Origin of the sequence: Pseudomonas sp. NPDC089918, assembly GCF_050280605.1 — a bacterium.
GTDB lineage: Bacteria > Pseudomonadota > Gammaproteobacteria > Pseudomonadales > Pseudomonadaceae > Aquipseudomonas.
Window position 1 is genome coordinate 132,969 of the sequence record NZ_JBNNVP010000005.1, and the last position, 26,215, is coordinate 159,183.

25 protein-coding genes are annotated in these 26,215 nt (G+C 59.1%); 14 read left to right on the top strand and 11 right to left on the bottom strand.

Translation table 11 applies throughout. The annotated features are described in order from the left end of the window. Window positions 1-19: 19 nt before the first annotated feature. From ACQKPC_RS05790 to ACQKPC_RS05825, 8 genes are read left to right on the top strand one after another with little or no spacing between them, the layout of a single operon-like run. Entirely contained in the window at window positions 20-1,891 is a 1,872-nt protein-coding gene (locus ACQKPC_RS05790) for a non-ribosomal peptide synthetase (protein WP_427623529.1), read from the top strand. Further along, window positions 1,888-4,866 carry a beta-ketoacyl synthase N-terminal-like domain-containing protein gene (locus ACQKPC_RS05795; protein ID WP_427623531.1) on the top strand — a complete coding sequence of 993 codons (2,979 nt, stop codon included), beginning with the start codon at window positions 1,888-1,890 and terminating at the stop codon, window positions 4,864-4,866. The genes ACQKPC_RS05790 and ACQKPC_RS05795 overlap by 4 nt, the downstream gene beginning before the upstream one ends. Next, the gene (locus tag ACQKPC_RS05800) at window positions 4,859-6,013 is read left to right on the top strand and encodes a MupA/Atu3671 family FMN-dependent luciferase-like monooxygenase (protein ID WP_427623532.1); all 1,155 of its coding nucleotides are present in this window, start codon (window positions 4,859-4,861) and stop codon (window positions 6,011-6,013) included. The genes ACQKPC_RS05795 and ACQKPC_RS05800 overlap by 8 nt, the downstream gene beginning before the upstream one ends. Continuing rightward, complete coding sequence (locus ACQKPC_RS05805) at window positions 6,010-6,537, top strand: gamma carbonic anhydrase family protein (RefSeq protein ID WP_427623533.1); 528 nt, start codon at window positions 6,010-6,012, stop codon at window positions 6,535-6,537. The genes ACQKPC_RS05800 and ACQKPC_RS05805 overlap by 4 nt, the downstream gene beginning before the upstream one ends. 7 nt (window positions 6,538-6,544) lie before the next feature. Next, window positions 6,545-7,303, top strand: a complete 759-nt coding sequence (locus tag ACQKPC_RS05810) for a thioesterase II family protein (protein ID WP_427623534.1) — start codon at window positions 6,545-6,547, stop codon at window positions 7,301-7,303. Continuing rightward, on the top strand, window positions 7,281-8,123 hold the full coding sequence (locus ACQKPC_RS05815; RefSeq protein WP_427623535.1) for a transporter substrate-binding domain-containing protein: 843 nt from the start codon (window positions 7,281-7,283) through the stop codon (window positions 8,121-8,123). The genes ACQKPC_RS05810 and ACQKPC_RS05815 overlap by 23 nt, the downstream gene beginning before the upstream one ends. Window positions 8,124-8,183: 60 nt before the next feature. Further along, entirely contained in the window at window positions 8,184-9,476 is a 1,293-nt protein-coding gene (locus ACQKPC_RS05820; protein ID WP_427623536.1) for a homoserine dehydrogenase, read from the top strand. A gap of 44 nt (window positions 9,477-9,520) precedes the next feature. Then, window positions 9,521-10,225: an FAD-binding oxidoreductase gene (locus ACQKPC_RS05825; RefSeq protein WP_427623538.1), complete on the top strand. Its 705-nt coding sequence runs from the start codon at window positions 9,521-9,523 to the stop codon at window positions 10,223-10,225. A gap of 78 nt (window positions 10,226-10,303) precedes the next feature. Here the strand turns inward: ACQKPC_RS05825 and ACQKPC_RS05830 are convergent, their stop codons facing one another. From ACQKPC_RS05830 to ACQKPC_RS05840, 3 genes are all read right to left on the bottom strand, one after another. Next, complete coding sequence (locus tag ACQKPC_RS05830) at window positions 10,304-11,002, bottom strand: dienelactone hydrolase family protein (protein WP_427623539.1); 699 nt, start codon at window positions 11,000-11,002, stop codon at window positions 10,304-10,306. Between the two features lie 47 nt (window positions 11,003-11,049). Further along, on the bottom strand, window positions 11,050-11,565 hold the full coding sequence (locus ACQKPC_RS05835; protein WP_427623540.1) for a DoxX family protein: 516 nt from the start codon (window positions 11,563-11,565) through the stop codon (window positions 11,050-11,052). 216 nt (window positions 11,566-11,781) lie between these two features. Then, window positions 11,782-12,411, bottom strand: a complete 630-nt coding sequence (locus tag ACQKPC_RS05840; RefSeq protein ID WP_427623542.1) for a ferric reductase-like transmembrane domain-containing protein — start codon at window positions 12,409-12,411, stop codon at window positions 11,782-11,784. Between the two features lie 229 nt (window positions 12,412-12,640). Between ACQKPC_RS05840 and glsB the strand changes: the two genes are divergently transcribed. The 4 genes from glsB (at window position 12,641) to ACQKPC_RS05860 (ending at window position 16,930) form a co-directional block, all read left to right on the top strand. Next, window positions 12,641-13,549, top strand: coding sequence for a glutaminase B (glsB, locus tag ACQKPC_RS05845; RefSeq protein WP_052962965.1), 909 nt, complete (start codon window positions 12,641-12,643; stop codon window positions 13,547-13,549). A gap of 75 nt (window positions 13,550-13,624) precedes the next feature. After that, a complete protein-coding gene (locus tag ACQKPC_RS05850; RefSeq protein ID WP_427623543.1) occupies window positions 13,625-14,743 on the top strand; it encodes a DUF3616 domain-containing protein in 1,119 nt (372 codons plus the stop codon). Between the two features lie 83 nt (window positions 14,744-14,826). Continuing rightward, complete coding sequence (locus ACQKPC_RS05855; RefSeq protein ID WP_427623545.1) at window positions 14,827-16,329, top strand: aldehyde dehydrogenase family protein; 1,503 nt, start codon at window positions 14,827-14,829, stop codon at window positions 16,327-16,329. Window positions 16,330-16,588: 259 nt separating this feature from the next. Beyond that, on the top strand, window positions 16,589-16,930 hold the full coding sequence (locus ACQKPC_RS05860; RefSeq protein ID WP_427623547.1) for a BON domain-containing protein: 342 nt from the start codon (window positions 16,589-16,591) through the stop codon (window positions 16,928-16,930). A 90-nt stretch (window positions 16,931-17,020) separates the two neighbouring features. On the opposite strand, the gene ACQKPC_RS05865 is transcribed toward ACQKPC_RS05860, so the two are convergent. Next, on the bottom strand, window positions 17,021-17,680 hold the full coding sequence (locus ACQKPC_RS05865; RefSeq protein WP_008006778.1) for a carbonic anhydrase: 660 nt from the start codon (window positions 17,678-17,680) through the stop codon (window positions 17,021-17,023). 203 nt (window positions 17,681-17,883) lie between these two features. Then, window positions 17,884-18,351, bottom strand: a complete 468-nt coding sequence (cynS, locus tag ACQKPC_RS05870) for a cyanase (protein WP_008072016.1) — start codon at window positions 18,349-18,351, stop codon at window positions 17,884-17,886. A gap of 118 nt (window positions 18,352-18,469) precedes the next feature. Here cynS and cynR point away from each other — a divergent pair, with 118 nt between their 5' ends. After that, entirely contained in the window at window positions 18,470-19,375 is a 906-nt protein-coding gene (cynR, locus tag ACQKPC_RS05875; RefSeq protein WP_427623549.1) for a transcriptional regulator CynR, read from the top strand. Here cynR and ACQKPC_RS05880 read toward each other — a convergent pair. The 5 genes from ACQKPC_RS05880 to ACQKPC_RS05900 form a co-directional block, all read right to left on the bottom strand. Further along, complete coding sequence (locus ACQKPC_RS05880) at window positions 19,361-19,660, bottom strand: hypothetical protein (protein ID WP_427623551.1); 300 nt, start codon at window positions 19,658-19,660, stop codon at window positions 19,361-19,363. The two genes, cynR and ACQKPC_RS05880, sit on opposite strands and share 15 nt — an antisense overlap. Before the next feature lie 125 nt (window positions 19,661-19,785). Further along, window positions 19,786-20,115 (bottom strand): hypothetical protein, encoded by a 330-nt coding sequence (locus ACQKPC_RS05885; RefSeq protein ID WP_008072022.1) that lies wholly within the window; start codon window positions 20,113-20,115, stop codon window positions 19,786-19,788. A 572-nt stretch (window positions 20,116-20,687) separates the two neighbouring features. Next, window positions 20,688-21,227, bottom strand: a complete 540-nt coding sequence (locus tag ACQKPC_RS05890; protein ID WP_427623552.1) for a GNAT family N-acetyltransferase — start codon at window positions 21,225-21,227, stop codon at window positions 20,688-20,690. A gap of 232 nt (window positions 21,228-21,459) precedes the next feature. Next, window positions 21,460-23,409 carry a DNA topoisomerase III gene (locus ACQKPC_RS05895; RefSeq protein ID WP_427623553.1) on the bottom strand — a complete coding sequence of 650 codons (1,950 nt, stop codon included), beginning with the start codon at window positions 23,407-23,409 and terminating at the stop codon, window positions 21,460-21,462. Between the two features lie 115 nt (window positions 23,410-23,524). After that, the gene (locus tag ACQKPC_RS05900) at window positions 23,525-23,854 is read right to left on the bottom strand and encodes a DHCW motif cupin fold protein (protein ID WP_007907062.1); all 330 of its coding nucleotides are present in this window, start codon (window positions 23,852-23,854) and stop codon (window positions 23,525-23,527) included. A 149-nt stretch (window positions 23,855-24,003) separates the two neighbouring features. Here ACQKPC_RS05900 and ACQKPC_RS05905 point away from each other — a divergent pair, with 149 nt between their 5' ends. Next, a complete protein-coding gene (locus tag ACQKPC_RS05905) occupies window positions 24,004-24,366 on the top strand; it encodes a DUF427 domain-containing protein (RefSeq protein ID WP_007907061.1) in 363 nt (120 codons plus the stop codon). A gap of 192 nt (window positions 24,367-24,558) precedes the next feature. On the opposite strand, the gene ACQKPC_RS05910 is transcribed toward ACQKPC_RS05905, so the two are convergent. Next, window positions 24,559-26,181 carry an MFS transporter gene (locus ACQKPC_RS05910; RefSeq protein WP_427623554.1) on the bottom strand — a complete coding sequence of 541 codons (1,623 nt, stop codon included), beginning with the start codon at window positions 26,179-26,181 and terminating at the stop codon, window positions 24,559-24,561. Between the last annotated feature and the right edge of the window lie 34 nt (window positions 26,182-26,215).

Consider the following 26,215-nt stretch of genomic DNA (forward strand, 5'->3'; position numbering starts at 1 on the left):
ATCTTTCAGGTGGCACATCATGGAAGACCAAACATCGTCAGTCAGTACGTTCGATTCCGTCCATACGCTGTTCCAGCGCGCTTGCGAGGCGCATGCCAGTCGTATCGCCATTTGCGAGGGCGATGAGCAGATAACCTATGCGCAGCTGCAAAGTACCGTACAAGTGCTCAAGGCCTGCATCGCAGGCTACAAACTGGATGAGGGCAGTATCGTGGCAGTCATCGCGCAGAGTTCTGCGCAGGCGATAGCCACTGCACTGGCCGTTTGGGCCGCGAACTGTACGCTCATGCTGATTGATGCCGGCTTGCCCGGCGAGCGTCAGCACGCCATGTTGAACGCTGTTCCGACGCGCGCGGTAATACGTTGCCAAGCGAGGGATGTGGCTGACCCTGACTCGATGATCGAGATCCTCGAGCCAGCGGCCGAAGAGGGGGCCGGCGTGTTCCAGAAGGCTGGCAGTGACTACGCATATATCGCCTTTACGTCCGGATCCACGGGAAAACCCAAAGCGATTGTTGGCAGCCACAATGGGTTATCGCAGTTTCTTCTCTGGCAAAGCATCGAGTTCTCGATCACGCCCGAGGATCGCTTCGCCCAGTTCACCAATCTGTCGTTCGATGTCTGGTTTCGGGATGTTTTCACTCCGTTGATCAGCGGGGCGACGGTGTGTATTCCTGCGCAAAGATTACTCGGTGCGCAGGCGGCCATTTCGTTCATCCGTGATAACGCAATCACCGCCGTGCATGTGGTGCCTTCCATTGCGGGCCTATGGCTCAATCAGCAGGCTGATCAGCTTCCTGTCGAATCGCTCAGGGTGTCGTTTTTTGCCGGCGAGCCGCTGGATGCTGCGTTGGTGGCCCGGTGGACGATCCTGTTCCCGGGTTCACAAGTGGTTAATCTGTATGGGCCAACCGAAACTACGCTGGCCAAGCATTTCAAGCGTGTGTGTGCACCTCTGGCGGATGGCATTCAGTCGGTGGGCAGTCCCATGGAAGGTGCGATGAGCTTTGTGCTTGCCGAGGATGGAAGGCTCTGCGGTGCCGGCGAAACCGGCGAAATTTGCATCGCAACGCCTTTCCGCTCCCACGGATATTTCGTCGAGGGGGCATTGGTATCGCCCTTTGTCGAAGGGATTTTTGCCCCTGACCCGAGCCTTGCGGTGTATCGCACCGGTGACATCGGTCGCCGCAGTCATAATAACGAGCTCGAGATCCTTGGACGCCAGGATGACCAGATCAAGATCAATGGCGTAAGAATCGATCTGGGGGAAGTGAAATCGGTGATCCTGGGGTATCCGGGCATCACCAATGTTTTTGTCTGTGCCAGGAGTACGCGCTTTACCAAGGCGATCGTCGCTTTCGTTGAGTCCGAGTGTTGCGTAGTCGAGGAGTTGCTCGGTTATCTGCGCGACAGACTGCCTTCGGTGATGGTGCCCTCCGATATGCATGTCCACGGCACATTGGCGCGATTGCCTAATGGCAAGCTTGATCGCAAGCGCTTGTCTGAACAGGCCAATAAGCCGATCGAGTTCTCGCCCAATGCCCACCTGAACGACAGTCGCAGTGCGATACACCGGCTTGAAAACGTCTGGCGGGAAGTTCTTGAGCGCCAACAGTTGAGCAGAACGCAGAACTTCTTCGACCTCGGAGGGAACTCGCTTTCCATCGTGGTTTTGCATGAACGCCTGCAGCGGGAATTCAACCTGAAGATCCCCCTCGTTCGGCTGTTTCAGTACTCCACCATTGAAACCCAAGTCGAACTGGTCCGTGCGCATTCTGGCGAAACAACGGCTCTGCGCGCCGACAAGAACGCGTCTGATCCCAGACTTGTGAATCGACGGAGCCTGATCGCTTCGCGAGTTCGTCGAACCAACCATGCGAGTGTGCAATGACCATCGAACAGAACCATGACCAGGGCGCAATCGCAATTATTGCCATGGACTGCAGGCTTCCGGGCGCTGCCAACATCGAACAATTCTGGGACGTGCTCAGTGACGAAACATGCACCCTGTCCGACCTTGATGACGACGATATTCTGCGCTGTGGTGTCGCGCAATCGCGCCTGAGCCATCCCAACTATGTCAAACGCGCGGGTGTATTGCCGGATATCGATTGTTTCGACTCGCAGTATTTCGACATGAGCGCCATCGAGGCCGATGTTCTCGATGTGCAGCAGCGCACAATGCTGGAATCATCGATGACGCTGCTCAACCGCGGCAACATTGATCCGGGACGTTACCCGGGACGGATTGGTGTGTTCGCCGGTTCGTCGTTCAGTTCTTACCTGTTCGGCGTTCTGGAAAAAAGTGACGTGGTCGACTCGCTGGGCGAGATGATGGTTCGCCATGGCAACGACAAGGATTTCCTGGCGACCCGCATCTCCTACAAGCTGAATTTGCGTGGTCCGAGCGTCAATGTTCAGACCGCTTGTTCAACCGGACTGGTCGCGGTCCATGCCGCCTGTCAAAGCTTGATGCTCGGCGAATGCGACACCGCCATTGCTGGCGCAGTAAACATCAAGGTGCCGCAGCATGCGGGCTACCTCTACCAACAGGATGGTGTGCTCTCGCCCGACGGCAATTGCCGCCCGTTCGATTCGCAATCCAATGGAACCCTGTTCACCAACGGCCTGGGTCTTGTACTGCTCAAGCCTCTGGAACAGGCGATTCACGATGGCGATGAGATCTTCGCGATCATCAAGGGTGCAGCCATCAGCAATGATGGCGCCAGCAAGGTTGGCTTCACTGCGCCGAGCGTGACGGGGCAGGTTCAAGCCTTGACCGAAGCCATTGCAGTGTCCGGTATCGACCCCGAGGACATCCAGTACATCGAGGCCCATGGTACTGGAACGGCGCTGGGTGACCCGATTGAAGTCGAAGCGATCAAGCAGGCTTACGGTGAGGCCGGCCATGCATGTGGCATTGGCTCACTGAAAGCGAACTTCGGTCATTTCAACATAGCGGCAGGGGTCATTGGTCTGATCAAGGCCGCCTTGATTCTCAAACACAAAACCATTCCGGCGACCTTGCATGTCTCGACACCAAACCCGCTCCTGTCCCTGGACGACTCGCGTTTTTACGTGACCGCTCAGGCGCGATCGCTGGATCCGCAACGAGCGCAGGTGGTCGCTGTCAGTGCCTTTGGCATGGGCGGGACCAACAGCCATGTGATCCTCGAAGGTTATCCGGATGTCGCCATTGAGATGCCGGCCGTGGAGCAGACCGACAAACCGGGAATTTTTACCTTTTCGGCCAAATCCCGACCGGCCATCGAGCGTCTGGTTTCCCGCTACCAGCATTACTTCGAGGATGAGACAGATACGGTCTTCGCCGATACGGTGCATACCGCCTACCATGGCAGACCGATCCTGCCTTGCCGGGTCGCGCTGGTTGCGCAGTCCAACCGCCAGGCTGCGTCGCTGCTGGCCGCCGGCAACTTTCATCAGTACATTGGCGGCGAATCCAACCTGTCGGCGTTCGTATTCTCCGGACAGGGTACCCAGAATATCGAGATGGGGGCTGCCCTCGCCGCGCAATGCCCGGCCTTCAAACTCAACCTTGAACGTATACTCGCGATCTTCAAGGAAGAACACGACCTCGATCTGGGGGCCTATCTCTGGCACCTCGACAAAGCCCAGGACATTACGTCAACGCTCATTACCCAGCCGCTGTTGTTCGCTGTGGAACTTGCAACAGCGCAGACTCTCAGCGAGTTCGGCGCCGTCCCGGACTTCGTTTTCGGGCACAGCCTGGGCGAAGTGATCGCCGCGACGTTTTCAGGGGTATTCGATCTGCAGACAGCAGCCGCCCTGATCATCAGGCGTGCGCAATGCATGGATCAATGCGAGCCCGGCGCGATGCTAGCTATCGAACGGCTGGATGGGCTTGGGCCGCTGCTCGGCGGGGTCGCCATCGCCGCCCACAACTCGCCGACGCAAAGCGTGCTGGCGGGCTCGTTCGACCGCATCGACGAAATCATCGCCCAGGCAACCGTAGCGGGCGTGGCGCATCAACGCTTGCGCACGTCGCACGCTTTCCATTCGCCACTGATGCAAGAGGGCGCCTCGCAATTTCTGGCGTTCATGAAAGATGTCGAGTTTGGCCAGGCGCGCATCCCGCTGATCTCCAATATCACGGGCCATCTGCTCACCGAGTACGAGTACAAAAACCCGATCTATTGGGCAGATCACCTGCTCAAAACCGTGCAGTTTTCCAAGTCGATCCAGACCCTGCGCGAGTTGGGAGTACGCACCTTCGTGGAGGTCGGTCACGGCTTTGCCATGAAGCACTTGATTCAATCGAACTGGGGTGGGAAATCAGCCGATCCGGTGCGCATCGTGCCAGCGCTCGGCGCAGTGGAGGAGGAGTATCAATCGTTCCTTTCGGTCCTCGCAGCCTACTGGACGTTGTCCGGGAAACTTGAGCTCGCACCGTTCGTCGAGGGTAAGCGCAATGCCGTGCTTCCTGTCTACCCGTTCGAAAAGACCCGGCACTGGATCGACCCGGTCATCGGCTTCCGACCGCGCAGGGAAGCCGCCTGTGCCGAGACGGCACGGCCTGTTGCTCCGGTGAGCGTCGTCCGTGCCGAGCCGTCCCCGGCAGCACAGCAGGCCATGGGTGAAACCAACCCGGTGGAAGCCATTGTCTCGGGCATCTACGCCTCCTATCTGGGGGAGGGGATCGACCCGTCGCTATCGTTCTTCGATCTGGGCGGTAACTCTTTGATCGCCATTCAGATGATCAACAAGCTGCGCGAGACCTTCAATCTGGACATTCCATTGCGTGGTTTCTATGACAACAGCTCGGTGTTCGCGATGTCATTGCAGATCGCCGAACAACTGCTAGAGGACGAGGTTGAACATGTCTGAAGCAGTCACTTTTTCGTCCAGTCAATTGGCGGCGTTGCATGCCAGGCTCAAGGCGCTACGTCCCGCCGAGGACCCTTGCGCGAAGACGCCGGTCTCGGTCAAGACGATCCCGGAACTGGGCGTCATCTTTTTTTCCGGATTAAGTGCCGGCAAGAACCCTTACGAATTGCTGCTGGAGGTGGCGAAGTTCGTCGATGAAAACGGGTTCAATGCTATCTGGACTCCGGAACGACACTTCACCGAAGTGGGCGGAGCCTACCCGAACCCGTCCGTGCTGGCAGCCGCGTTGGCCACCATCACGCGCAATGTCCGTCTACGGGCCGGCAGTATCAACCTGCCGCTGCATGATCCGATGCGAGTGGCAGAGGAGTGGGCGGTGGTTGACAACCTGTCCGGCGGCCGTGTGGATCTGGCGCTGGCCCCAGGTTGGCATGTGCGTGATTTCGTCCTGAAACCGGAGAATTTTGTCGCAAGGTCTGACGTTCTGAATGCGTACCGCCGTGAACTTGCTTCTCTCTGGGAAGGCGGCGAGAGCTCAAGGATGGATGCCAATGGCGCCATGCAGAGCATCGTCACCTACCCACGTCCCGTGCAACGGCAGTTGCCACTCTGGCTCACCACCTCGCAGAAGGAAGACGCCTGGCGCTTTGCCGGCGAAAACGGGTTGAACGTGCTGACGGCGTTGATCAACTTTGGTCCCAGGGATCTGGAGAAGCGCATTCGGATCTACCGTGAAGCGAGGTCCGCTGCGGGGCTGGATCCGGCCAAAGGCGTGGTGTCGCTGATGCTCCACACTTACCTGGATCACACCGACGATGCCGCCATCGAAACCGTCCGGGCGCCGCTGAGCGAGTACCTGAAGTCGTTCGTGGGGCAACACCAGACGGCCAATACCGAGAAGGATGCGAAGGTCAATGCCATCAGCGCGGTCGGCACGGACAACGATGATTTCGTCGACATGGTGTTCAGTCGCTACATCAATACCAGCTCCCTGATCGGCAGCCCCGAGCGCGCGGCAACGGTGCTCAAATCCTTCAAATTGATGGGGGTCGATGAAGTAGCCTGTCTGCTCGACTTTGGCGTGAACCGCGACGACACCTTGAACAGCCTGCGCCTTCTTTCCTCTCTGATACGTGAGCAGCAATGACCACTTACCGCTTCAAGGGCGTGACGCCCGAAATTCACCCCGACGCCTATGTGTTCGACGATGCCGTCATTATTGGCGACGTGCGCATCGAGAAGAACGTCAGCATCTGGCCTGGGGTGACCATCCGGGGAGACAAGGCGCCTATCGTGATCAAGGAAGGCAGCAATATTCAGGAACACGCGATCCTGCATGCCGACCCCGGGTATCCACTGACCATCGATAAAAACGTCACCGTTGGGCACGCAGCAGTCCTGCATGGCTGCACTGTCGGCGAAAACTCGGTGATCGGCATCGGCGCTATCTTGCTTAATGGCTCCAGTGTACCGGCGGACTCGCTGGTTACTGCCGGTTCGATCTTGAGTGCAGGGCCTCGGTTTGAGCCCGGAAGCATGATTGCCGGCTCTCCGGCCAAGCGACTGGTGGAGTTGAGCAAGAGTGATATTCAAAACCTCAGGGATACGGCTCTGGAGTATCAGGCACTGGCCAATGAATACCGGGATAACCTTGAACGATTGCAGCCCTGAGCCCTCAATGTCGCTGGATCCTTCCCGGCTGGTGCGGGTTAGAGATGCCGCCTCCCGTGACGTACTCGTCTGCATTCCTCATGCAGGCGCGGGTGTCTCGGTATTCAAGGACTGGCATCGCCTTTTGGGCGATAGCGTGAAACTCGCTTGCGTCCAGTTGCCCGGGCGGGAGGATCGGCTCCAGGAGTCGCTGACACAACCCTTGACGTACATCGCGTCGCTAATCGCCGAGGCTCTGATGGGGCTCGCTCCGCGCGCACTCGTGCTATTCGGGCACAGTATGGGAGCCTCAATAGTCTGGGCGGTCGCAGGCATCTTGTGGGAGCGTTATGGTGTGCGCCCCACACTGATCCTTTCGGCGCAATCCCCCGACCCTCGGCGCGTTGGCGCGCTGAAGCCCACCGCTGATCTGAGGGACTGGTTTGCGCGGATGGGCGAGCCTTATCCCGTTGCGCTTGATCATCCAGAGGTCCGGGCGCTGTTCTGTCTGACCTTCGAGCATGACCTGAGCTGGATGGATCGGGAACTTGCGGGGACGCCTCCAGGGCCTTATCCGCTGGACGTCCATTGCCTGTATGGCCGCGACGACGGCCTTGTGGACCGGCAAGCCATGAAAAACTGGGCGAGGTTGACTACCGGCTCGTTTGCATTGACCGAGATTGCGGGAGGTCATCTGTACCCATTGAGCGCTCAGCGACAAATCATCGACTACATGAAACGAATCATCGCCACCGGGAAAACCCATGCCGACACAATCTGTCCTTGAGAAGATCCGCAAAGAAGGAGTGATACGAGTCGGTTTTCAGCGGCACACGCCACCCTTCTCATATTGCACCGATGCCCCATTCGTACCGCTCGGCTATTCGGTGGATCTGTTCCGTCAGGTCCTGACCGGTATTGCCCGCAGGCATGGAATCGCCACGTGCGAAATTCGCGCTGTTGAAGTGACGTCTGCTACACGTCTGGCGCTGCTTGAAGACGGACACATCGATGTCGAATGCGGCTCCACTACGATTACGCCGGAGCGCAGAAACAGTAACCGCTTCAGCAGACCGATTTTTTTCACGGCGCATCGGATTCTGGTCAAGAATGCAGCCCTGACGCGCGCTGATGAACCGAGAAAACCGATGACGGTCGTCGGCATACAGGGCTCGACCAGCCATGCCGCGCTCATGGAATGGGCTGACGCGAATGTCGACTATCGATTCTGCGGCTATGCCAACATTTCTTCAGCCTTCGAGCGCTTTCGCCGGGATGAACAGATCGACGCCATGGTGGCGGATGAGGTCATCCTGAAAGCCCTGATGCTCGACGCCGCTATTACCAGCGTGCAACTGCTGCCACATCGCCTCGGTGCCGAGCCTTACGGTTTCATGATTCACCTTGACGATGCGATGTTCCAGGCCGAAGTCGACTTCGAGCTGGAGCGGCTTATGGCTGAGCCTGCATTTGAAACCACCTATGCCACCTGGTTTACCGGTCAGCTTCCCGGCAAGGGGTTCGACCTGGATATCCCCTTGACCGACGACATGCTCGAGTGGCTACGTGATCGGGACAGCACCGTTATTGAATCCACTGCTCAATGACAGCGGCAGGACGCCGTAGTTGAGTACCTGAAGAACGATTTCGAACAGAGTGAGGCAATCATGAAAATAGGTGTATTGGGATTCGGCAACGTGGCCTCGGCGACGGTACAGAAGTTCATGTCGAATCGGGACTTGATCGCGTCCAAGACCGACGTTCGGCTGGAGATCGTCAAGGTTGCCACCCGCACTGCGGCACGAGCTGAAGGGTATGTGCCCGAGGGGTGCGAGATCGTCACGGACTGTTGGTCGGTGGTCGACGATCCTGCTATCGATGTCGTCATCGAGCTCATTGGCGGCACGGGGCTGGCCAAGGATCTGGTGATGCGTGCGATTAGCAACAAGAAGCACGTCATTACAGCCAACAAGGCCTTGCTGGCTCATCATGGTGAAGCCATCTTCGAACTCGCCGACCGAATGGGCGTGAGCGTCCTGTTCGAAGGCGCCGTGGCGGTTTCCATCCCGATCATCAAAACGCTGAAGGAGTCGGTAGCCGCCAATCGGGTCACCTCGATCATCGGCATTCTTAACGGAACCTCGAACTACATCCTGACGCAAATGAGTCAGCACGGTGCTTCTTTCAACGAAGCGCTGGCCCAGGCCCAACAAAAAGGCTACGCCGAAGCGGATCCGACCCTGGACGTGAATGGCGAAGACGCGGCGCATAAAATCACCTTGCTCTCTTCGCTGGCGTTTGGTGTGCCAGTCAATTTCACCGCGGTCAATTTCAAAGGCATCACCGAGGTTGAGGCCGTCGACATTGCCGCGGCTGCCCGGCTTGGCTATCAGCTCAGACTCATTGCCCAGACGCAGTTGCACGATGATCAAGTGTGGGTTTCGGTAGCCCCTACGCTGGTACCTAATGCCTCCATGCTGGCGCATGTCAATGGCTCCATGAACGGTATCGCGTTGATCGGCGACCTGTTCGGTTCCGCTTTCCTCTACGGGTCCGGTGCCGGTGGTGTGCAGACCGCGAGTGCGGTACTCGCAGACCTGATTGATCTGGCGCAAGGTTCGCGCGGTGACCACTACGTAGGTCTGCCGAACATGGGCTTCAAACGGAACGCGATCAAGGCCCGGCAGTACCTTGCCGTCGACGCCAGGCAAAGCCGGTTCTATTTCAGGATGAAGGTTGAAGACAAAGTAGGTGTACTGGCTGAAGTCAGTTCGATTTTTGCCCATGCCGACGTGTCGGTCAGTGCCATTTTCCAGGATGAAGGTGATGGTGGCCTGACCGACATCATCATCACCACCCATAGCATTTCCACGGGGCAGGTTCAGAGGATTCTGCCTGCGCTGCAGGGTTCGGCTGCCTCGGGCCACGGGATCGTCATCTACCCGGCGCTGGACGAGTAGCCCTCGACCGATAACCAACTTGAAACCATAGAGTGGAGCAACACTTGAAAGGACTCATCGCGTGCCAGATTCAGGACGTCAACCGACTCGCCACGGACATACTCGGCATTACGCTGGCACTGGATGCCGAGAGTTTTTCCTATCGAGCAGGCCAGTACATCGATCTGGTATTGGCCGACGGCTCACGACGTAGCTTCTCCATTGCCAGCGGCACATGCACGTCGAGCACGATCGATGTGCATGTCCGGGAGGTCACGGGCAGTCAGTTCATTGCTAATGTTCTGGAAACCCGTGGCAAGACAGGCAGCCTGGCCATTGCGGGGCCCTTTGGGGAGCTCTATTACCGTGGCGAACCGCAGGCCCCGGGTTCGGCGATCATCTTGATGGCATCCGGGACCGGGTTCAGTTCAATCAAGGCGATCATCGAAGCGTTGCTTGAAACCGGTTCGCAACATCCGGTCCACCTTTACTGGGGCGGTCGCTGTGGTGCCGATCTTTACCTGAAGTCATGGGTGGCGCGCGTCATGGAGATGATGCCCTGCCTGTCGTTCACTCCTGTGCTGAGCGATCCGCAACCAGAGGATCAATGGAGCGGGCGCGGCGGTAACGTACATCAGGCGGTCATGGCTGACTTTCCAGATATGCGCCACTGCCATATCTACGCGTGTGGTGCCCCCATTGTCGTGGAGTCCGCGCGCAGGGACTTCAGCGAACGCTGTGGGTTGCCGACGTCACAGTTCATTGCATAGGCGCAACCATCCTGGCGCTTGCCGTGGCGAAGCGACATTCAACCAACCCGGCGGGTGCGAGCGTCAGGCTTTTTGGGGTCAGAGGTTCTGACTCAAAAAGAGCAACGTATTGCCATGTGCCTCGACCGCCGCCCGTTGGTTGTAGCTGTCACGGTGTGAGCAGTTGAAGCCATGTTCGGCTCCCGGATACACCTCGATATCGACGTCATCGTTGAACTCGAAACGCTCGGCGATTTGCTTCACGGCGTCGATGGGGATGTGGCTGTCCTGTTCGCCGAAGTGCATCAGCATCGGCACCTTGATTTCACCGGCTCGATCCAGTTGGTTTTGAATGCCGCCGCCGTAATAGGCGATCGCCACGTCGACGAAACCATTGGCCGCGGTGTTGTACGACAGCATGCCACCGAAGCAGAAACCGATAGACGCGATCCTGCCGTCCAGCCCCGGATGAGCCTTCAGGGCGTCAATGGCCAGTTTGATGTCGGCCTGCGCTTTTTGGGTGTCGGTGGCGTTCATCAACTCGACGGCGCGTTTCCAGCCGGCTTCGTCGTAGCCCAGTTCGGTCCGGTGGCCGTGGCGCCAGAACAGATCCGGCGCAATCACCAGGTAGCCGTCGGCGGCGTATTGCTCGGCGACCGAGCGAATGTGCTCGTTGACGCCGAAGATTTCCTGAATCAGCACAATCCCCGGACCTTTACGGATGTGGGGAATGGCCAGGTAAGCGCCGAAGGTGCCCTCGGTGCTGGTGATCTCGATCCATTGGGTGGTTACGCTCATGATGGCTCCTTTATATAAGTTGGAGGGGTTATCGAGACGCCGATGGATCAGCGGTGACTGCGCCGCCAGAAGTATCGAGCCAGCAGCGCGTCGACGCTGAGCTTTCCGGCCCCCGAGAGCAGCAACGGCATGAGGGCTGCGAGGTAGATCAGCGGCAGTTTGAAGTTGCCGTGGCCTTTATTGCTGATGGCATAACCCTGGGCAAGTTCACTCAATGTAGACCAATCAGCCGGCCAGTGAACGGCAGCGGTCGCGACGATCGTGACCACGGTCAGAATAACCACCGAAACCCGCGTCCCCAGGCCCACCAGCAGGGCGAGGGCACAGATCAATTCGGCCCACATCGCCAGTTCCCAGTTCAGCGTGGCCGGCAAGTGATTGAAGGGAAACGGGAAGCGGTTCTGGATGTCGGCGAACCAGTTCTGACCGTTCCATTTTTCCAGGCCGGACTCGAAAAATTCCCAGGCCAGAAACACCCGCAAGGTCAGGGGGGCGATCCAGCTGCCGGCACGGTCGAGGTTCAGGTGCAGGCCTTTGAGGGCCGATGAGAGAGAGGTGTTCATGGGCTTTAGCTCCGGGGTTTGATCGACAGGTGCATTCATTGTGGGAGCGGGCTTTTGTGGCGAGGGGGCTTGCCCCCGTTGGGTCGCGAAGCGGCCCCGGCATTTCAAAGTCAAACCGCATGTAACGGGTTTACGACTGCTTCGCAGCCGAACGGGGGCAAGCCCCCTCGCCACAAAAGCCCGCTCCCACAGGGGAATGTTGGTGTTGATGGGGTTTCATTCGGTCAATAGCGTGTTTCTGACCGCCCGTTTGTACTTCAGCGCAATCTTGCCCAGCAGCCGAACGACGATCGCCGAAAACATCAAACCGAACGGCAGTACGTACCAGGCGCTCATGGGGATGCGTTTGAAGTTGGAGTAGGTGAACACCGCCGCGAGCACCCACATGCCGCTGACGTGCAGGGCTTTCCAGGGTTTGGGGCCGATCAGCCGCGCCGTGGTTTTGAATGAGGTCAACGCCATCAGCAGGATGAACAGGTAACCGACTGAGCCCGGGATGTTGCCGACCGTGGTACGGCTGGGCCAGAACTCGGGGTTCAATTGGCCGTAGCTGTAGATCAGGAGGGCATGCACCAGGTGGGAAAACGCAAAGGCCAGGCCGATGAAGCGTCGTTCGCGCACCAGCGATCGAGTGAAAGGCGAGGGCACCAGCACGGCCAAAGCGGACGCAGTGAACGCGGTAAGAAACAGTGCAAACGAAGTGCGCGCGGTGGCGCGAATGGCGCTGCGGGTGGCTTCCACCAGATCCGGGTTCAGCAACAGAATCAGGCCGGTCATCACCAGCACCAGCAAGGACAGCAGGCCAAACAACGACCAGCCGTGGTAACGGGGAATTTGGGTCATCATGACAACACTCCTGAGCAATGGGCCGACCCGGTTTTTGCCGGTGGTCAGCGGACAGCAGGAGTTTTTCAACCGGGTGTATAGGCGGTATGTCCGAAAGATCGCCCGGCGCAAGTTCATGTATCCCGGGGCGCGCCAGATACATTCCCATACAAAAGTGATTCAGCCCCGACCAGCGGCGTCTAGGGACAGTGTCCCCGCAATCCCATGGGGCGAGACTTCGGAACCCGGCATGCAAGCGCTGTTGAACGAGATCCTTGACGCAGTCCGACCGTTGATCGGTCAGGGCAAAGTGGCTGACTACATTCCCGCCCTCGGCACCGTGCCGTCCAATCAGTTGGGCATTGCCGTGTATGGCAATGACGGCGAGTTGTTTTGTGCCGGAGACGCCGACACGCCGTTCTCGGTGCAGAGTATTTCCAAGGTGTTCAGCCTGGTGCAGGCCATCGACCATTCCGGCGAAGCGATTTGGGAGCGTCTGGGCCACGAACCGTCCGGGCAGCCGTTCAACTCGCTGGTGCAGCTGGAATTCGAACGCGGTCGCCCGCGCAATCCCTTCATCAACGCCGGCGCGCTGGTGATCTGCGACATCAACCAGTCACGTTTTGCCGCGCCGGCGTTGTCGATGCGCGATTTTGTCCGGCGTTTGTCTGGCAACCCGAATGTCATGGTGGACGGCAAGGTCGCCGAGTCGGAATACCAGCACCGCGCGCGCAACGCAGCGATGGCTTATCTGATGCAATCGTTCGGCAACTTTCATAACGACGTCGAAGCCGTGCTGCGCAGCTACTTCAGCCATTGCGCGCTGCGCATGAGTTGCGTGGATCTGGCCCGCACGTTCTGTTTTCTGGCCAACGACGGTTTCTGCAAACACAGCGGCGCACAGATCCTCAGCGCCCGCCAGACCCAGCAAGTCAACTCGATCATGGCCACCAGCGGGCTGTACGACGAAGCGGGCAATTTCGCCTATCGCGTCGGTCTGCCGGGCAAGAGCGGCGTGGGCGGTGGCATCGTCGCGGTGGTGCCGGGGCAATTCACGGTGTGCGTCTGGTCTCCGGAATTGAACGCTGCCGGCAACTCCCTGGCTGGCATGGCCGCGCTGGAGTTGTTGAGTCAGCGGATTGGCTGGTCGGTGTTCTGATGACCTGTCTTGACTAGCGTCCGATGAACGCTACCGTGAAGCAGGCATTCTTTGACTCAAGGGGCGGGTGACTTCATGGTGAATTTCGGTTCCGCGCTTCTAGTCTTCAATGACCCGGACACTCATTTGCGCAAAGGCTTGTCTGCTGTGGTCCAGATTGGCGACACCCTGTGGGTCGCCAATGATGAATCCTTGAGCCTGGAGCGCTTCACCTTGCGTGAGCGCGTCGGTGCGGGCGAGTTTCTGTTTGATCAGCACCAACAATTCCCGTTGGCGTCCCTGTTGGCGCTGCCGGTCATCCCGACGATTGGCGAAGAATTCGTTGAGGCAGACCTGGAAGGCATGAGCTACGACCGCGACACGGGGTATCTCTGGGTTGTGGGGTCTCACAGCCTGAAACGGAAAAAACCCGATAGCACCAAGTCCCTGAAGAAAAACGCCGAGCGTCTGGCAACTGTCAGCCGCGATGGCAATCGTTTTCTCCTGGCCCGGATTCCGGTGGTCGAAGAAAACGGGACGTTCATTTTGGTAAAGAGCACCATCAACGATGCTCGAATTGCCGCCCAATTGTCCGGCGATCAACTGGGTAACGAATTGCTCGATGAACTCAAGGACGACGAGCATATAGGGCCATTTCTGCACATTCCCGGTAAGGACAACGGGTTCGATACCGAAGGCCTCGAGGTCAATGGCAAGCGGGTTTTTATCGGGTTGCGAGGGCCTGTGCTGCGGGGCTGGACCATTGTTCTGGAGGTCGAACCCGAAGACCATCCCAAGGCCGTCCACACGCTGACGCTGAAAAAAATAGGGCCCAAGGGGCGCAAATACCGAAAGCATTTTCTCCAGCTGGATGGACTCGGCGTCAGGGACTTATGCATCGATGGTGACGACATGTTGATCCTGGCCGGGCCGACAATGAACCTCGACGGGCCTGTCAGCTTGTTTCGATGGCACAACGGCGCCAGACCAACAGACGAAAGTTTTGTCTTCAGCGAACAACTGACGCCGGCCCTGGAGGTTCCTTATGGGCAAGGAGAGGATAAAGGCCGCGATCATGCCGAAGGAATGACCTTTGTCAGCACCGCCGGCGTAGAAGAGCCCTTGCTGCTGGTGGTCTATGACGCAAACGCCGGATGGCGCAAGCAGGGGAGCAATCGCCTGGAGCAAGATGTATTTCGACTGGCAAAAAAGTAACCGCCAGTGTGCCCCGGTGAATGACGCTCCACGGATTTTCCTATACATTTTCTGGCCGCTCTCCTGCATGGTGAAACCGTTTCATGTCTCTTGCACTCGAACGTCTAGTCGCTGGCACGCCAATCCCTTTTGCCGGTAACCGTGTCACTGTCGTCAGCCCCGAACTGGCGGCGCGCTTCCAGCCCGGCGACCATCTGCTGGTAGAGCAGGTCAGCGGCGAGTTGTTGCTGATCCCGGTAGCGGACCAGCAAGCGGCGGCGGTCGCCATTGAGCGCGCCGAAGCGGCCTTCACCGCGATGTCCAGCGTCCCGGATCAGGCCATCAGCGAGTTCTTCGATCGCTTTGCGCAACGCCTGGAAACCCCGGAATGCTGGGCCTTGATTGCGGCCGCCAACCTGGCCGACATCGCGCGGGCCAAGGCTCGCGGGCGTTCCACCACGCGGTTGCTCGCCGATGAACGCATGCGCGGCGACATGATCGCCGGCCTGCGGGCCTGGCGCGATGCACCGGCCACCCGCGGCAAGGTCGTGAGCTGCGTCGAGCACGACGGCTGGAAAGTCGAGCAAGTGGTGTCGCCGCTGGGCATCGTCGCCTTCGTGTTTGAAGGCCGGCCGAATGTCTTTGCCGATGCCGCCGGTGTATTGCGCACCGGTAACACCGCAGTGCTGCGCATTGGCAGCGACGCGTTGGGCACCGCCCAGGCCATCGTCACCCATGCATTGAATCCGGCACTGGCTGACGCCGGATTGCCGACCGGAGCAGTTTCGCTGGTGGAAAGCGTCAATCACGCCGCCGGTTGGGCGATGTTCGCCGACCGGCGCCTGTCATTGGCCGTGGCCCGTGGGTCGGGACGGGCGGTCAGCCAGTTGGGCAGCATCGCGCAACAGGCCGGCACGGCCGTCAGTCTGCACGGCACCGGTGGCGCCTGGCTGATCGCCGACAAGGATGCTGATGCCCAGCGCTTTGCCGCCGTGGTGCGCAACTCGCTGGACCGCAAAGTCTGCAACACCCTGAACGTTTGCTTGATCCACCGCGACCGCGCCGCCGAACTGGTGCCGTTGTTTCTCGATGCACTGCAACAGGCCGGCACCGCTCGGGGCCAGGGCTGCAAGTTGCATATCGTCGAGGGGAGCGAGGCCTGTTTGCCGGCCGATTGGCAGACCGCTAGCGTCGAGGTGTACCGCGCCGAAGGCTATCAGACCGAAGCGTTGGCCGAACCGCTGCCCGAGGATCAATTGGGTCGCGAGTGGGAATGGGAAGAAACCCCGGAAGTCAGCCTGAAGATCGTCGACGACCTGGACCAGGCCATCGTCTTGTTCAACCGCTACAGCCCGCAATTCACCGTGTCGCTGATCAGTGAAGATGCCCCGGCGCAGGAGCGTTTCTACAACGCGGTCAACGCACCTTTTGTCGGCAACGGGATTACCCGCTGGGTCGATGGACAGTACGCGTTGAACAAGCCGGAGCTGGGGCTTTCGAACTGGGAGAGTGGGCGCCTGTTTGCGCGCAGCGCGATTCTCTCGGGGGATGGCGTATTTACCATCCGTAGCCGCATGACGCAGACGAGTCTGTCGGTCAAGCGCTGAGACGGCACTCCAGAACAGCCGCGCAAACCTGTGGGAGCGTGGCTTGCCCGCGAAAGCGGCGTGTCAGGCGACATCATTGTTGACTGTGCCGCCGTCTTCGCGAGCAAGCCCGCTCCCACAGGATATTCGTCGCTCTTCATATCTTACCGGCATCAGGGACAGCCCCCCGACCGCAGGCAACGGCACGCACTATACTTAATGTGTGTCCGTGTCTGCGGGGACGGACAGCGCATCTGATTACGTCAGAGAGGGTTGCGCCATGAAACTTCATTCCTTTCAACATTATTCTCATGGTCTGGAAACGGTCGTTCACGACACGTGGATTACCGCCCGGGTGAAGTCGGCCCTGGCATTGGCCGAAACCACCCTCGGCCTGAATGTCCATGTCAAAACCCATGCGGGCACGGTGGCATTGAGCGGTCGCGTCAACACTCACAGGCAGTGTGAGCAGGCTGTTGCTCTGGCCCGTTCGGTTCCTGGTGTCGTCAATATCGATGCCAGCGAATTGCTCACTCACGTGTTCACCCCAGGACATTCTCCAGAAGCACCGAATGCCGAAGAGACCACTGAGCGTCGGCCACCCTCGTCAGACGACAAATGACTATGGTGATCCAGTGAGTGTCATGCCTGTTCGCAGCCGTGGACGGGCGCAGTCGCGTGCCAGCCCATTTTGTAACGCTGCGCCAAACCTTCAGGCGGCTTCGACCGCTTGACCATACACCGCACAGGTGTCCGGATGTTCGGCCAGAGACACGAAGTTGCGCCGGCTGGCATCCAGCGCATCGACCGAACCGGTCTCGATGTCATAAACCCAACCATGCAGATTCAGCAGGCCTTTTTCCTGGGCCAGACGCACGCTCGGGTGAGTCTGGATATTCGCCAGTTGGGCGATGACATTTTCCCGGACCATCGAACTTACCTTGGCTGCGTCGCTGGCGTGAGGGCGGGAATCGTTGATCACCTTGGCCGACTCGGCGTGTTGCAACCAGCCGCTGACGGCGGGCAGGTGATCCATGCATGTGCACTGGGCGATGGCGGTCATGGCGCCACAGTCCGAATGCCCACAGATCACGATGTCCGTCACGCCCAATACCGCGACTGCATATTCGACCGTGGCCGACACACCGCCGGGATGCGGACTGTAAGAGGGCACGATATTGCCGGCATTGCGCACCACGAACAGTTCGCCGGGCTCTTGCTGGGTCAGCAATTCCGGCACTACGCGGCTGTCGGAACAGGTGATGAACAAAGTGCCGGGATGCTGGGTGGTGGCCAGGTGTTTGAACAGGTCGGTACGTTGCGGGAAGGCTTCGTTCTGAAACTTCAATAAACCTTCGATGAGCGCTTTCATGGCGGACTTCCTTGCAATGAATGAGAAAGGGGCTAATGCCAGTCAGTTAGGCACAATCCCTGTGGGAGCGAGCCTGCTCGCGATGAAGGCGGTACATTCAGCATCAATGCCGGCTGACCCGCCGCAATCGCGAGCAGGCTCGCTCCCACAGGGGGGCGGTGTTCAAATTCTTAATTGACTGGCATTTGTCGGTGCTGGCTGTCTTAGAACGGACGCAATGGCAGGAACTTGCCGTCCAGGGTAATCACTGCGCGAGAACCACCTTCCGGGTCTTCAACTTTCTTCATGTCCAGCTTGAAGTTGATCGCGCTGATGATGCCGTCGCCGAATTGCTCGTGAACCAGGGCTTTGAGCGTGGTGCCGTAGATCTGGATCATTTCGTAGAAACGGTAGATGGTCGGGTCGGTCGGGATACCCGAGAGGCTGCCGCGCAGCGGAATGATCTGCAGGCGAGCCACGGCGTCGGCGTCCAGTTCGAGTTTCTCGCCAATCACCTTGGCGGCAGCTTCCGGCAGCGGATGCTGGCCGAGCAGGGCGGCGGTGACGTAGGCCAGGCCCAGGCCGGTGCCGTCGGTCAGATCCTGCCAGGACAGATTCCTGCGCGCCTTGGCATCGAGGATCGAAGTGGTTAGGGCCAGACTCGGGTCCTGGTAAGCGTGGGACTGTTGCATGGTGTGACTCCTGTTGGTTGTGGCTGGAAAGTGGAGCCATCTTCGGTCGATTGATTCATAGCGTCCAAGACCGATATACAATGCTTCGCATAAGTCCTGCCTATAGATGGTGTGCCCCATGCTGCTCCGACATTTGCGCTACTTGCTGGCAGTCGCCGACCACGGCGGCTTCACCCGCGCCGCCGAGGCGTTGCATGTCTCCCAACCGACGCTGTCCCAGCAGATCCGGCAGCTGGAGGAAACCCTCGGCGTCAGCCTGTTCGACCGCACCTCGCGCACGGTCAAGCCGACCGATGCGGGGCTGGCCTATATCGAAAGTGCCCGTCGGGTACTGGTGGAACTTGAAGCAGGGAAACGCGCGCTGCATGACGTGAAGGATTTGTCCCGCGGCAGTTTGCGACTGGCCATGACGCCAACGTTCATGGCGTATCTGGTGGGGCCGTTGGTGCGCGACTACGTGGCGAAGTTTGCGAACATCCATCTGCAGATTTTCGAGTTATCGATGGATGACATCGAGGCCGGGTTGCTCGATGACTCGTTGGATATCGCCATTGCCTTTACCCCGGTGAGAAGCCCCGACATCGAGTGCCTGCCGGCGTTTGTCGAGACGTTGGGCGTGATGGTCGGGCGCAGTCATCCGTTGTACGAGCGCCAGAACCCGCTATCACCAAAGGAAGTGGCGCAACTGGATTTCGCGTTGCTAACGCAGGACTTCATCACCCGATCCTCCATCGACGGGTATTTTCGGCAACAGAACATCACGCCCAAAGTGGCGATCGAGGTGAACTCGGTGAGTACGCTGTTGGAGGTCATTCGTCACGCGCCGATGGCCACCATCCTGCCGGAACCCATCGCCACCGCGGAACGGGCATTGCGCAAAATTCCGCTGCAGGGGGCTGCGCCCAACCGAGGGGCCGCGCTGCTTCGGCGCAAAAACAACTATCACAGTGCGGCGTCAGTGGCCTTCATGGATCTGGTATTGGGCGCGGCTGCGGTCGAGTCGGCGAAGTCAGTCATCCACTGATTGGCACAGCCCATTGGGAGCCTTGCCGGTGGAGGACACGGTCACCGAATCGTCATCGGCGAGGATGATCGAGATCGTGATGCCCGAACCCCTGGCTTCGAAGTGGCGATCGTTGATGGCTTTGGTTACCGCCTCTTTACTGTTGATCAATACCGGGCCGTCCTGATCCGCATGGACGACGACTTTACCGGGGCAGTCCACATCGAATGAGGGAATGCCAGGGAGGGTGTTCGCATGGACAGAATTCGCCATCGCGAACACTATGAATATCAGGATTTTGTTCATCGCAAGCCTCCAGAGATCCAGCAGGGCATACGGTTAACCATAGCTTTGTTTGGTGCGCACGAGACAAACGAAAAGGCCCCGCTCGATATTCCGAGCGGGGCCTTCTTTCTTTACTGAGGGGGATATCAATACAACCGATCAATCACCCGAACTTCGTTCTGGTTCTGCATCGATGCCCACGCCTGTTTCAGCGTTTGCAGCACATTACCGATGAAGTCCTTGTCGGCCGCGGCTTTCTTGCCGACATAACCCTGGCCGCGACGGTACATCTTCAGTCGGGCGAGCAGGTTCTGGTTGTTCCGGTCGAACTCTTCTTCGTGGGCATGGGGCGACAGGCAGTCGATATGGACCTGGCCCGATTTGCTGATCCACAGAATATGGCTGTCCTGGCTGTCTTTTTGCGCAGCGAACAAGCGAGCCAGTTCATCGATAGTAGGTTGATTGTTCAGATTCATTGTAAGCCCCTTGACCATTTGGTGATCTTTCAAAGTTGATTCGCTAATACAAGTAGCCCATCGGTTAGTTGATCCCTGGCACCGAAACCAGGACGTCAGCGGTCGGCCGTCAATACGACGGGGTCTCGCGTCTGTTGCATGTAGTCGTGTTGAATAACTGCTACGCAATAGCGTCACAACGAAGAGAAGCAGCGAAAACCTGGAGGCCACTGCCGACATTTTCAGGGTCGGCCACAAGCTTCATGAGGATTGATCGCCAGCGCTTCTCGTCCTTTGTACTGGACGTTCAGGCCAGGTCAGCTTCTTCAATCTGCCTTGTGGGCAGCGTGTATCCGGGAAAAACAGCTCGGCGGTCAGACGAGCTTGCTCAAACGTGTTGCCTGTACTCCCGATCGGGGAGATGTCTGCATCATGCAAGGGCAAATCGGAGGCGTCAACGGTTTTGTAGTGATTATTTTTGTTCACTACATATTGTCGGACAAAGTGGTTTTGGAATTAGAAAGTCGGCGTGGCTGGCACCAGCACAGCTTTGGCGGTGCTGGAATCGTCAAGATCGCAGCCTTCGGCAGCTCCTACGGGGTCGGGGTAGGAGCTGTCGAAGGCTGCGATCTTTTAAAGCGGTAAACGGTGCAGGGGTAGCCGTCCACTGCCAGTTGATGCACGGTGAATGCTGAGCCCGTGAGATCGGGTATCACCTTGGCCCAGAACAGCCGCGCAGGCTGGTTGGCATCGATGTGGAAAATCTGCCATTGACCGGGGAACCGGTTCAAGAGGACGGAGACGACAAACTTCGCGACGCCTTGGCCACGAAAGCGTCGGCTGACAAAAAAGTAGCCAATGTTGTGCTCCGCACCGACGATATGAATTTCGTTATCCACGGTCACGAAACCGGCAAGCTCGCCGTCAACCTTGATCAGAAACGGCCTGGTTGCCGGGTTTCGCCAGTAGTCCTGTTTGGGCTGGATGTTGAAGAAGCCATGTTCACCGAGTTTCAGCGGCAACCATTCGCTGAAGTCATACACGTAGAACTGCATCAGGTTCTCGATGGTTTCCAGTTCGTCGCGCTGAGCGGCGTGCAGTTCTATCGAGGGCTGGCTTCTGACTGTCGTCATGGTTGTACCTTTCAGAAAGCAGGGCTGACGCCTGATGCCTGTCAGTTAGGGGGCGGAATCTGTGGGAGCGAGCCTGCTCGCGATAGCGGTGTGTCAGTCGACATCAATATTGACTGTGCCGCCGCCTTCGCGAGCAGGCTCGCTCCCACATGGATTGGGCTTGACTGACTGGCATGGGGGCTATTGCCGGACATGAAGAACACTAGACCATTCAGGTTCGCTCGAACTGCCCTCAAGCCTTGCTTGCCGGTTTCGCCGCGCGTTTGGCACCGGTCGAGGGCTTGCGTTTGGCCGGTTTGCGTTTGTTTTTCCACGGTGTGGCGCCACGACCGGCCGGGCTTGCCGGTCCGCTGATGGTCAGGTTCAGGCCGGCGCAACGGGCCACCTGCTTGCTCATCCACGCCGCCTGTTTGGTGACGAATTCTTCCAGGCTCATTTCGCCGCTCTGCACCATGTCCAGGGCCTGCTCCCAAATCGCCGTGGTGCCGGGATCGGCAATCGCGCGAGGCACGGCATCGATCAGGCTGAACGCTGCCGGTGTCGCCGCCAGGGCCTTGCCGTTCTTGATCAGGTAGCCGCGGTCCAACAGGCCCTGGATGATCGAGGCGCGTGTGGCTTCGGTGCCGATGCCGGTGGTGTCCTTGAGCTTTTGCTTGAGCAGTGGATCTTCCACCAGTTTGGCGACGTTCTTCATCGCCTTGATCAGATCGCCTTCGGTGAATGGCTTGGGCGGCTGGGTCCAGAGGTCCTTGAGCTTCACATCGGCCACTGCGCAGTCACGCCCTTCGGCCAGTGCCGGCAGTGTTTGCGGTGCCGGTGCTTCGCGGCCCTTGGCGGGTGCGAGGGCCTCGGGCAGGGCGCGTTTCCAGCCGGGCTCGACAATCTGCTTGCCCACCGCGCGCAAGGCTTCACCGGCGCAGTCGAAGTCGGCCTGGGTCCGGTCGTATTCATGGTTGGGCAGGAACTGCGCCAGGTAGCGTGCACGAATCAGGGTGTAGACCGCCCGTTGCTTGCCCACCAGGCGGTCGAGGTTTTTCGCCGCCGCCGTGGGGATGATGCCGTGGTGAGCGCTGACCTTGGCATCATTCCAGGCCCGTGAGCGGCGCTGGGGCTCCAGGTGATCGTGCAAGGCGTTCAGGGCCGGGTCGGCCTGCCTCAGCGCAGCAAGAATACTTGGGGCTTCACTGTGCTGACTCAGCGGCAGGTAGCCGCAGTCGCTGCGCGGGTAGGTAATGACTTTGTGGGTTTCGTACAGCGCCTGGGCGATATCGAGTGTTTCCTGGGCGCCGAGCCCGAGTTTCTTCGAGCAGACTTCCTGCAACGTGCCTAGGTCGAACGGCAAAGGCGCGACTTCGCGCATGCGTTCGGTGCGCAGTTTGATCACCCGAGCGCTTGCTGCGTTGCCCATTGCGTAGGCTGCCTGTTGCGCCAAGGCCTGATTCAGGCAGCGATCCTGATCATCGCAAGCGTCGGAGGCCGCACGCCATTGGGCGGTGAACGCGGTGCCGTCGTGCAGCAGTTGCACATCGATCGCCCAATAAGCGACCGGGACGAAATCGGCAATGCTGCGATCGCGATCCACCACCAGGCGCAAGGTCGGCGTCTGCACCCGACCGACCGGCAATACACCCTGATAGCCGGACTGACGCCCCAGCAGGGTGAACAGCCGACTCATGTTCATCCCGATCAACCAGTCGGCCCGGGAGCGCCCCAATGCCGAATGATAAAGGCTGAACGTCTCGGCCCCTGGCTTGAGCGCCGCCAGTGCCTTGCGGATCGATGCATCGTCCAGAGCCGACAGCCACAGCCGCCGGATCGGCCCGCGATAACGGCAATGCTCCACCAGTTCCCGGGCGATCATCTCGCCCTCACGATCGGCGTCGGTGGCAATCACCAGTTCACTGGCCTCGCCGAGCAAGCGTTTGACCGCCTTGTACTGGCTGGCCGTGCGCGGTTTGACGGTCATCTTCCATTTTTCGGGAATGATCGGCAGATCTGCCAGCACCCAACGCTTGTAACGTGCGTCATAGGCATCCGGCGGTGCGGTTTCCAGCAGATGGCCGATGCACCAGGTCACCGTGACACCCGTTCCCAGCCAGCAGCCATCGCCCCGACGCTTGGCGCCGAGTACGGCGGCGATGTCTTTGGCCTGGGAGGGTTTTTCACAGAGGTACAGCTGCATAACCACCATCATCAATCAGTGTTCGAGAGGTGCACAGAATGGCGGCTGATGAGCGATGGAGCAATCTTTATCTGTATGGATGTACAGCTTAAGCTGTTGCGGTTGATGACAGCAGTCAGTCCACCACAAACAACCGGGCGCCAATGGCGGTGGATGAACGATGCGCTTCGGCATTGTCCGCGACCTGATAGCTCATGCCCGGCGTGAGGACGAAGACTCGACCATCCTCCAGTTCGGTGTGCAGTTCCCCTTCCAGGCAAAACAGCACATGCCCCTTTGAGCACCAGTGATCGGCCAGATACCCGGGCGTGTATTCGACGATACGCGCGCGAATCGCGCCGAACTGCCGGGTGCGCCACAGGGCGCTGCCAGTCTCGCCCGGGTGTTCGGTGGGTTCGATTTGCGACCAGTCGGTGGTGCCGAAGGGGATATTGGCAATGTCCATGCTGCTCTCCTGGTGAGGCATGCTGTTTTGGGGGCTTCACTGTAGCGCAAGCAAGCTCCGTTCGGCTGTGAAGCAGTTGCGATACCGAAACATGAGGTATACCTGTCGGAGCGCGGATACAGCGCAGCAGCGACAGAGGATCCTACTCTATGAAAGCCCCCGGACCCGGTAATCCCATCGCCATCAGCCCTCAACCCGGCTGCGTGGTGGTGAAGTTCCATGGCATTCAAGTGGCGTCATCCACTCGGGCGCTGGTCATGCATGAGGCCAATTATCCTCCGGTGTACTACATCCCCCGCGAGGACATTGCCGAACAGTATTTCGCCCGCACCGACCACACCAGCTATTGCCCATACAAGGGCGATGCCAGCTATTTCAGCCTGCAAATCCCCGGGCATGAAGGGGCCAATGCGGTATGGAGTTATGAGCATCCGAAGGTATCAGTCGCGCAGATTGGCGGGTATGTGGCGTTTTATCCTGAAGAAGTGACGTTTGAGGTGCTTGATACCTGAGGTGCAGAAAGCATTGTGGCGAGGGAGCTTGCTCCCGCTGGGGCGCGTAGCGGCCCCGAAACCTGTCAACGCGCAGAAATTCAGATAGAGCATGGTGTCCGTCTTGCGACTGCTTCGCAGCCGAGCGGGAGCAAGCTCCCTCGCCACAGGAAGCCCGCTCTTACAGGAAACCTCCGCTAGAGCTGCATGCCGTCAGTTTTTGTCCAGATCCACATTCCTGGTCTCACGCAAACAGATCATCCCCACCACCAGGCTCACCCCGGTAATCACCACCGGGTACCACAGCCCGTAGAAAATATCCCCGGTGTACACCACCAAGGCAAACGACACCGTCGGCAGGAAACCACCGAACCAGCCGTTGCCGATGTGGTAGGGCAGGGACATGGACGTGTAGCGGATGCGGGTCGGGAACAGTTCGACCATCAGCGCCGCCAGCGGGCCGTAGCACATGGCGGAGATGATGATCAGTGCGACGATCAGCGCCACGATCATTGGCTTGTTGATCTGTTGGGTGTCGGCTTGTGACGGATACCCGGCCAGGGTTACTGCGCCGCGCAAGGCCGCTTCATCGTAGCCATCGATTTTCACCTCGCCGATGCTCACCTGCACGGCGCTGCCGGCCGGGGCCGCTTCGCTGTTGTAGGGCAGGCCCTGTTTGACCAGGAAGGTTTTGACCTTGTCGCACGGGCTATCAAATTTAGCCTTGCCCACCGGGTCGAACTGGAACGTACAGGTGGCCGGGTCAGCCAGCACGGTGATCGGTGCCTGGCGGCTGGCCAGGTCGATGGCCGGGTTGGCGTAGTGGGCCAGGGTCTTGAAGATCGGGAAGTACAGCGCAGTGGCCAGCAACAGGCCGATCATCAGCACTGGTTTGCGCCCGACCTTGTCCGACAGCCAGCCAAAAAAGATGAAGAACGGTGCGCCGATGATCACGCTGACGATCAGCAGGCTGTTGGCCAGGGCCGGGTCCATTTTCAGGAACTGGGTGAGGAAGAACAGCACGTAGAACTGTGCCGCGTAGAAGGTCACCGCTTGCCCGGCGTTGATGCTGAACAGCGCAATCAACACGACTTTGAGGTTGTCCCATTTGCCGAAGGAATCGCGCAGCGGCGACTTGCAGAGTTTGCCTTCTTCTTTCATTTTCACGAACGCAGGCGACTCATGCAGGCTCAGGCGAATCCAGGTCGAGATGCCCAGCAGCACGATCGAAAACAGAAACGGAATGCGCCAGCCCCAGACTTCGAACTGGTCGCCGGTGAAGTAGCGGCAGCCGAGCACCACCAGCAGCGACAGCAGTAAGCCGAGGGTGGCGGTGGACTGAATCCAGCTGGTGTGGAAACCGCGTTTGCCCATCGGTGCGTGTTCGGCGACGTAAGTGGCAGCGCCGCCATACTCACCGCCCAATGCCAGCCCCTGAAGCATGCGCAGCACCACGAGGATGATCGGCGCGGCGATGCCGATGCTCGCGTAGGTCGGCAGCAAGCCGACGCAGAACGTCGCCACCCCCATGAGGACGATGGTTGCCAGGAACGTGTATTTACGCCCGATCATGTCCCCCAAGCGTCCGAACACCAGCGCACCGAATGGCCGCACGATGAAGCCGGCGGCGAAGGCCATGAGCGCGAAGATGAACGCCGTGGTGTCGTTGACCCCGGCGAAGAACTGTTTGCTGATGACCGCCGCGAGGGCGCCATAGAGGAAAAAGTCGTACCACTCGAACACCGTCCCGAGGGACGAGGCGAAGATGACTTTCTGGGTTTCCTGACTGGTGCCCGCGCTGCGGACGGCTTCCAGGGGCTGAACATGTTCTGACATATCGGTATCCCTCACAGTGATTGTTTTTGTTGTT

What these genes read in the sequence shown, in the direction of transcription:
- ACQKPC_RS05850 (WP_427623543.1), top strand. Translation starts at nt 13,625, where the DNA reads ATGGTGAATTTCGGTTCCGCGCTTCTAGTCTTCAATGACCCGGACACT.
- ACQKPC_RS05895 (WP_427623553.1), bottom strand. Translation starts at nt 23,409, where the DNA reads ATGCAGCTGTACCTCTGTGAAAAACCCTCCCAGGCCAAAGACATCGCC.
- ACQKPC_RS05790 (WP_427623529.1), top strand. Translation starts at nt 20, where the DNA reads ATGGAAGACCAAACATCGTCAGTCAGTACGTTCGATTCCGTCCATACG.
- ACQKPC_RS05900 (WP_007907062.1), bottom strand. Translation starts at nt 23,854, where the DNA reads ATGGACATTGCCAATATCCCCTTCGGCACCACCGACTGGTCGCAAATC.
- ACQKPC_RS05800 (WP_427623532.1), top strand. Translation starts at nt 4,859, where the DNA reads ATGTCTGAAGCAGTCACTTTTTCGTCCAGTCAATTGGCGGCGTTGCAT.
- cynR (WP_427623549.1), top strand. Translation starts at nt 18,470, where the DNA reads ATGCTGCTCCGACATTTGCGCTACTTGCTGGCAGTCGCCGACCACGGC.
- ACQKPC_RS05795 (WP_427623531.1), top strand. Translation starts at nt 1,888, where the DNA reads ATGACCATCGAACAGAACCATGACCAGGGCGCAATCGCAATTATTGCC.
- ACQKPC_RS05885 (WP_008072022.1), bottom strand. Translation starts at nt 20,115, where the DNA reads ATGAATCTGAACAATCAACCTACTATCGATGAACTGGCTCGCTTGTTC.
- ACQKPC_RS05890 (WP_427623552.1), bottom strand. Translation starts at nt 21,227, where the DNA reads ATGACGACAGTCAGAAGCCAGCCCTCGATAGAACTGCACGCCGCTCAG.
- ACQKPC_RS05815 (WP_427623535.1), top strand. Translation starts at nt 7,281, where the DNA reads ATGCCGACACAATCTGTCCTTGAGAAGATCCGCAAAGAAGGAGTGATA.
- glsB (WP_052962965.1), top strand. Translation starts at nt 12,641, where the DNA reads ATGCAAGCGCTGTTGAACGAGATCCTTGACGCAGTCCGACCGTTGATC.
- ACQKPC_RS05840 (WP_427623542.1), bottom strand. Translation starts at nt 12,411, where the DNA reads ATGATGACCCAAATTCCCCGTTACCACGGCTGGTCGTTGTTTGGCCTG.
- ACQKPC_RS05855 (WP_427623545.1), top strand. Translation starts at nt 14,827, where the DNA reads ATGTCTCTTGCACTCGAACGTCTAGTCGCTGGCACGCCAATCCCTTTT.
- ACQKPC_RS05860 (WP_427623547.1), top strand. Translation starts at nt 16,589, where the DNA reads ATGAAACTTCATTCCTTTCAACATTATTCTCATGGTCTGGAAACGGTC.
- ACQKPC_RS05805 (WP_427623533.1), top strand. Translation starts at nt 6,010, where the DNA reads ATGACCACTTACCGCTTCAAGGGCGTGACGCCCGAAATTCACCCCGAC.
- ACQKPC_RS05820 (WP_427623536.1), top strand. Translation starts at nt 8,184, where the DNA reads ATGAAAATAGGTGTATTGGGATTCGGCAACGTGGCCTCGGCGACGGTA.
- ACQKPC_RS05905 (WP_007907061.1), top strand. Translation starts at nt 24,004, where the DNA reads ATGAAAGCCCCCGGACCCGGTAATCCCATCGCCATCAGCCCTCAACCC.
- ACQKPC_RS05810 (WP_427623534.1), top strand. Translation starts at nt 6,545, where the DNA reads ATGTCGCTGGATCCTTCCCGGCTGGTGCGGGTTAGAGATGCCGCCTCC.
- ACQKPC_RS05865 (WP_008006778.1), bottom strand. Translation starts at nt 17,680, where the DNA reads ATGAAAGCGCTCATCGAAGGTTTATTGAAGTTTCAGAACGAAGCCTTC.
- ACQKPC_RS05830 (WP_427623539.1), bottom strand. Translation starts at nt 11,002, where the DNA reads ATGAGCGTAACCACCCAATGGATCGAGATCACCAGCACCGAGGGCACC.
- cynS (WP_008072016.1), bottom strand. Translation starts at nt 18,351, where the DNA reads ATGCAACAGTCCCACGCTTACCAGGACCCGAGTCTGGCCCTAACCACT.
- ACQKPC_RS05910 (WP_427623554.1), bottom strand. Translation starts at nt 26,181, where the DNA reads ATGTCAGAACATGTTCAGCCCCTGGAAGCCGTCCGCAGCGCGGGCACC.
- ACQKPC_RS05880 (WP_427623551.1), bottom strand. Translation starts at nt 19,660, where the DNA reads ATGAACAAAATCCTGATATTCATAGTGTTCGCGATGGCGAATTCTGTC.
- ACQKPC_RS05835 (WP_427623540.1), bottom strand. Translation starts at nt 11,565, where the DNA reads ATGAACACCTCTCTCTCATCGGCCCTCAAAGGCCTGCACCTGAACCTC.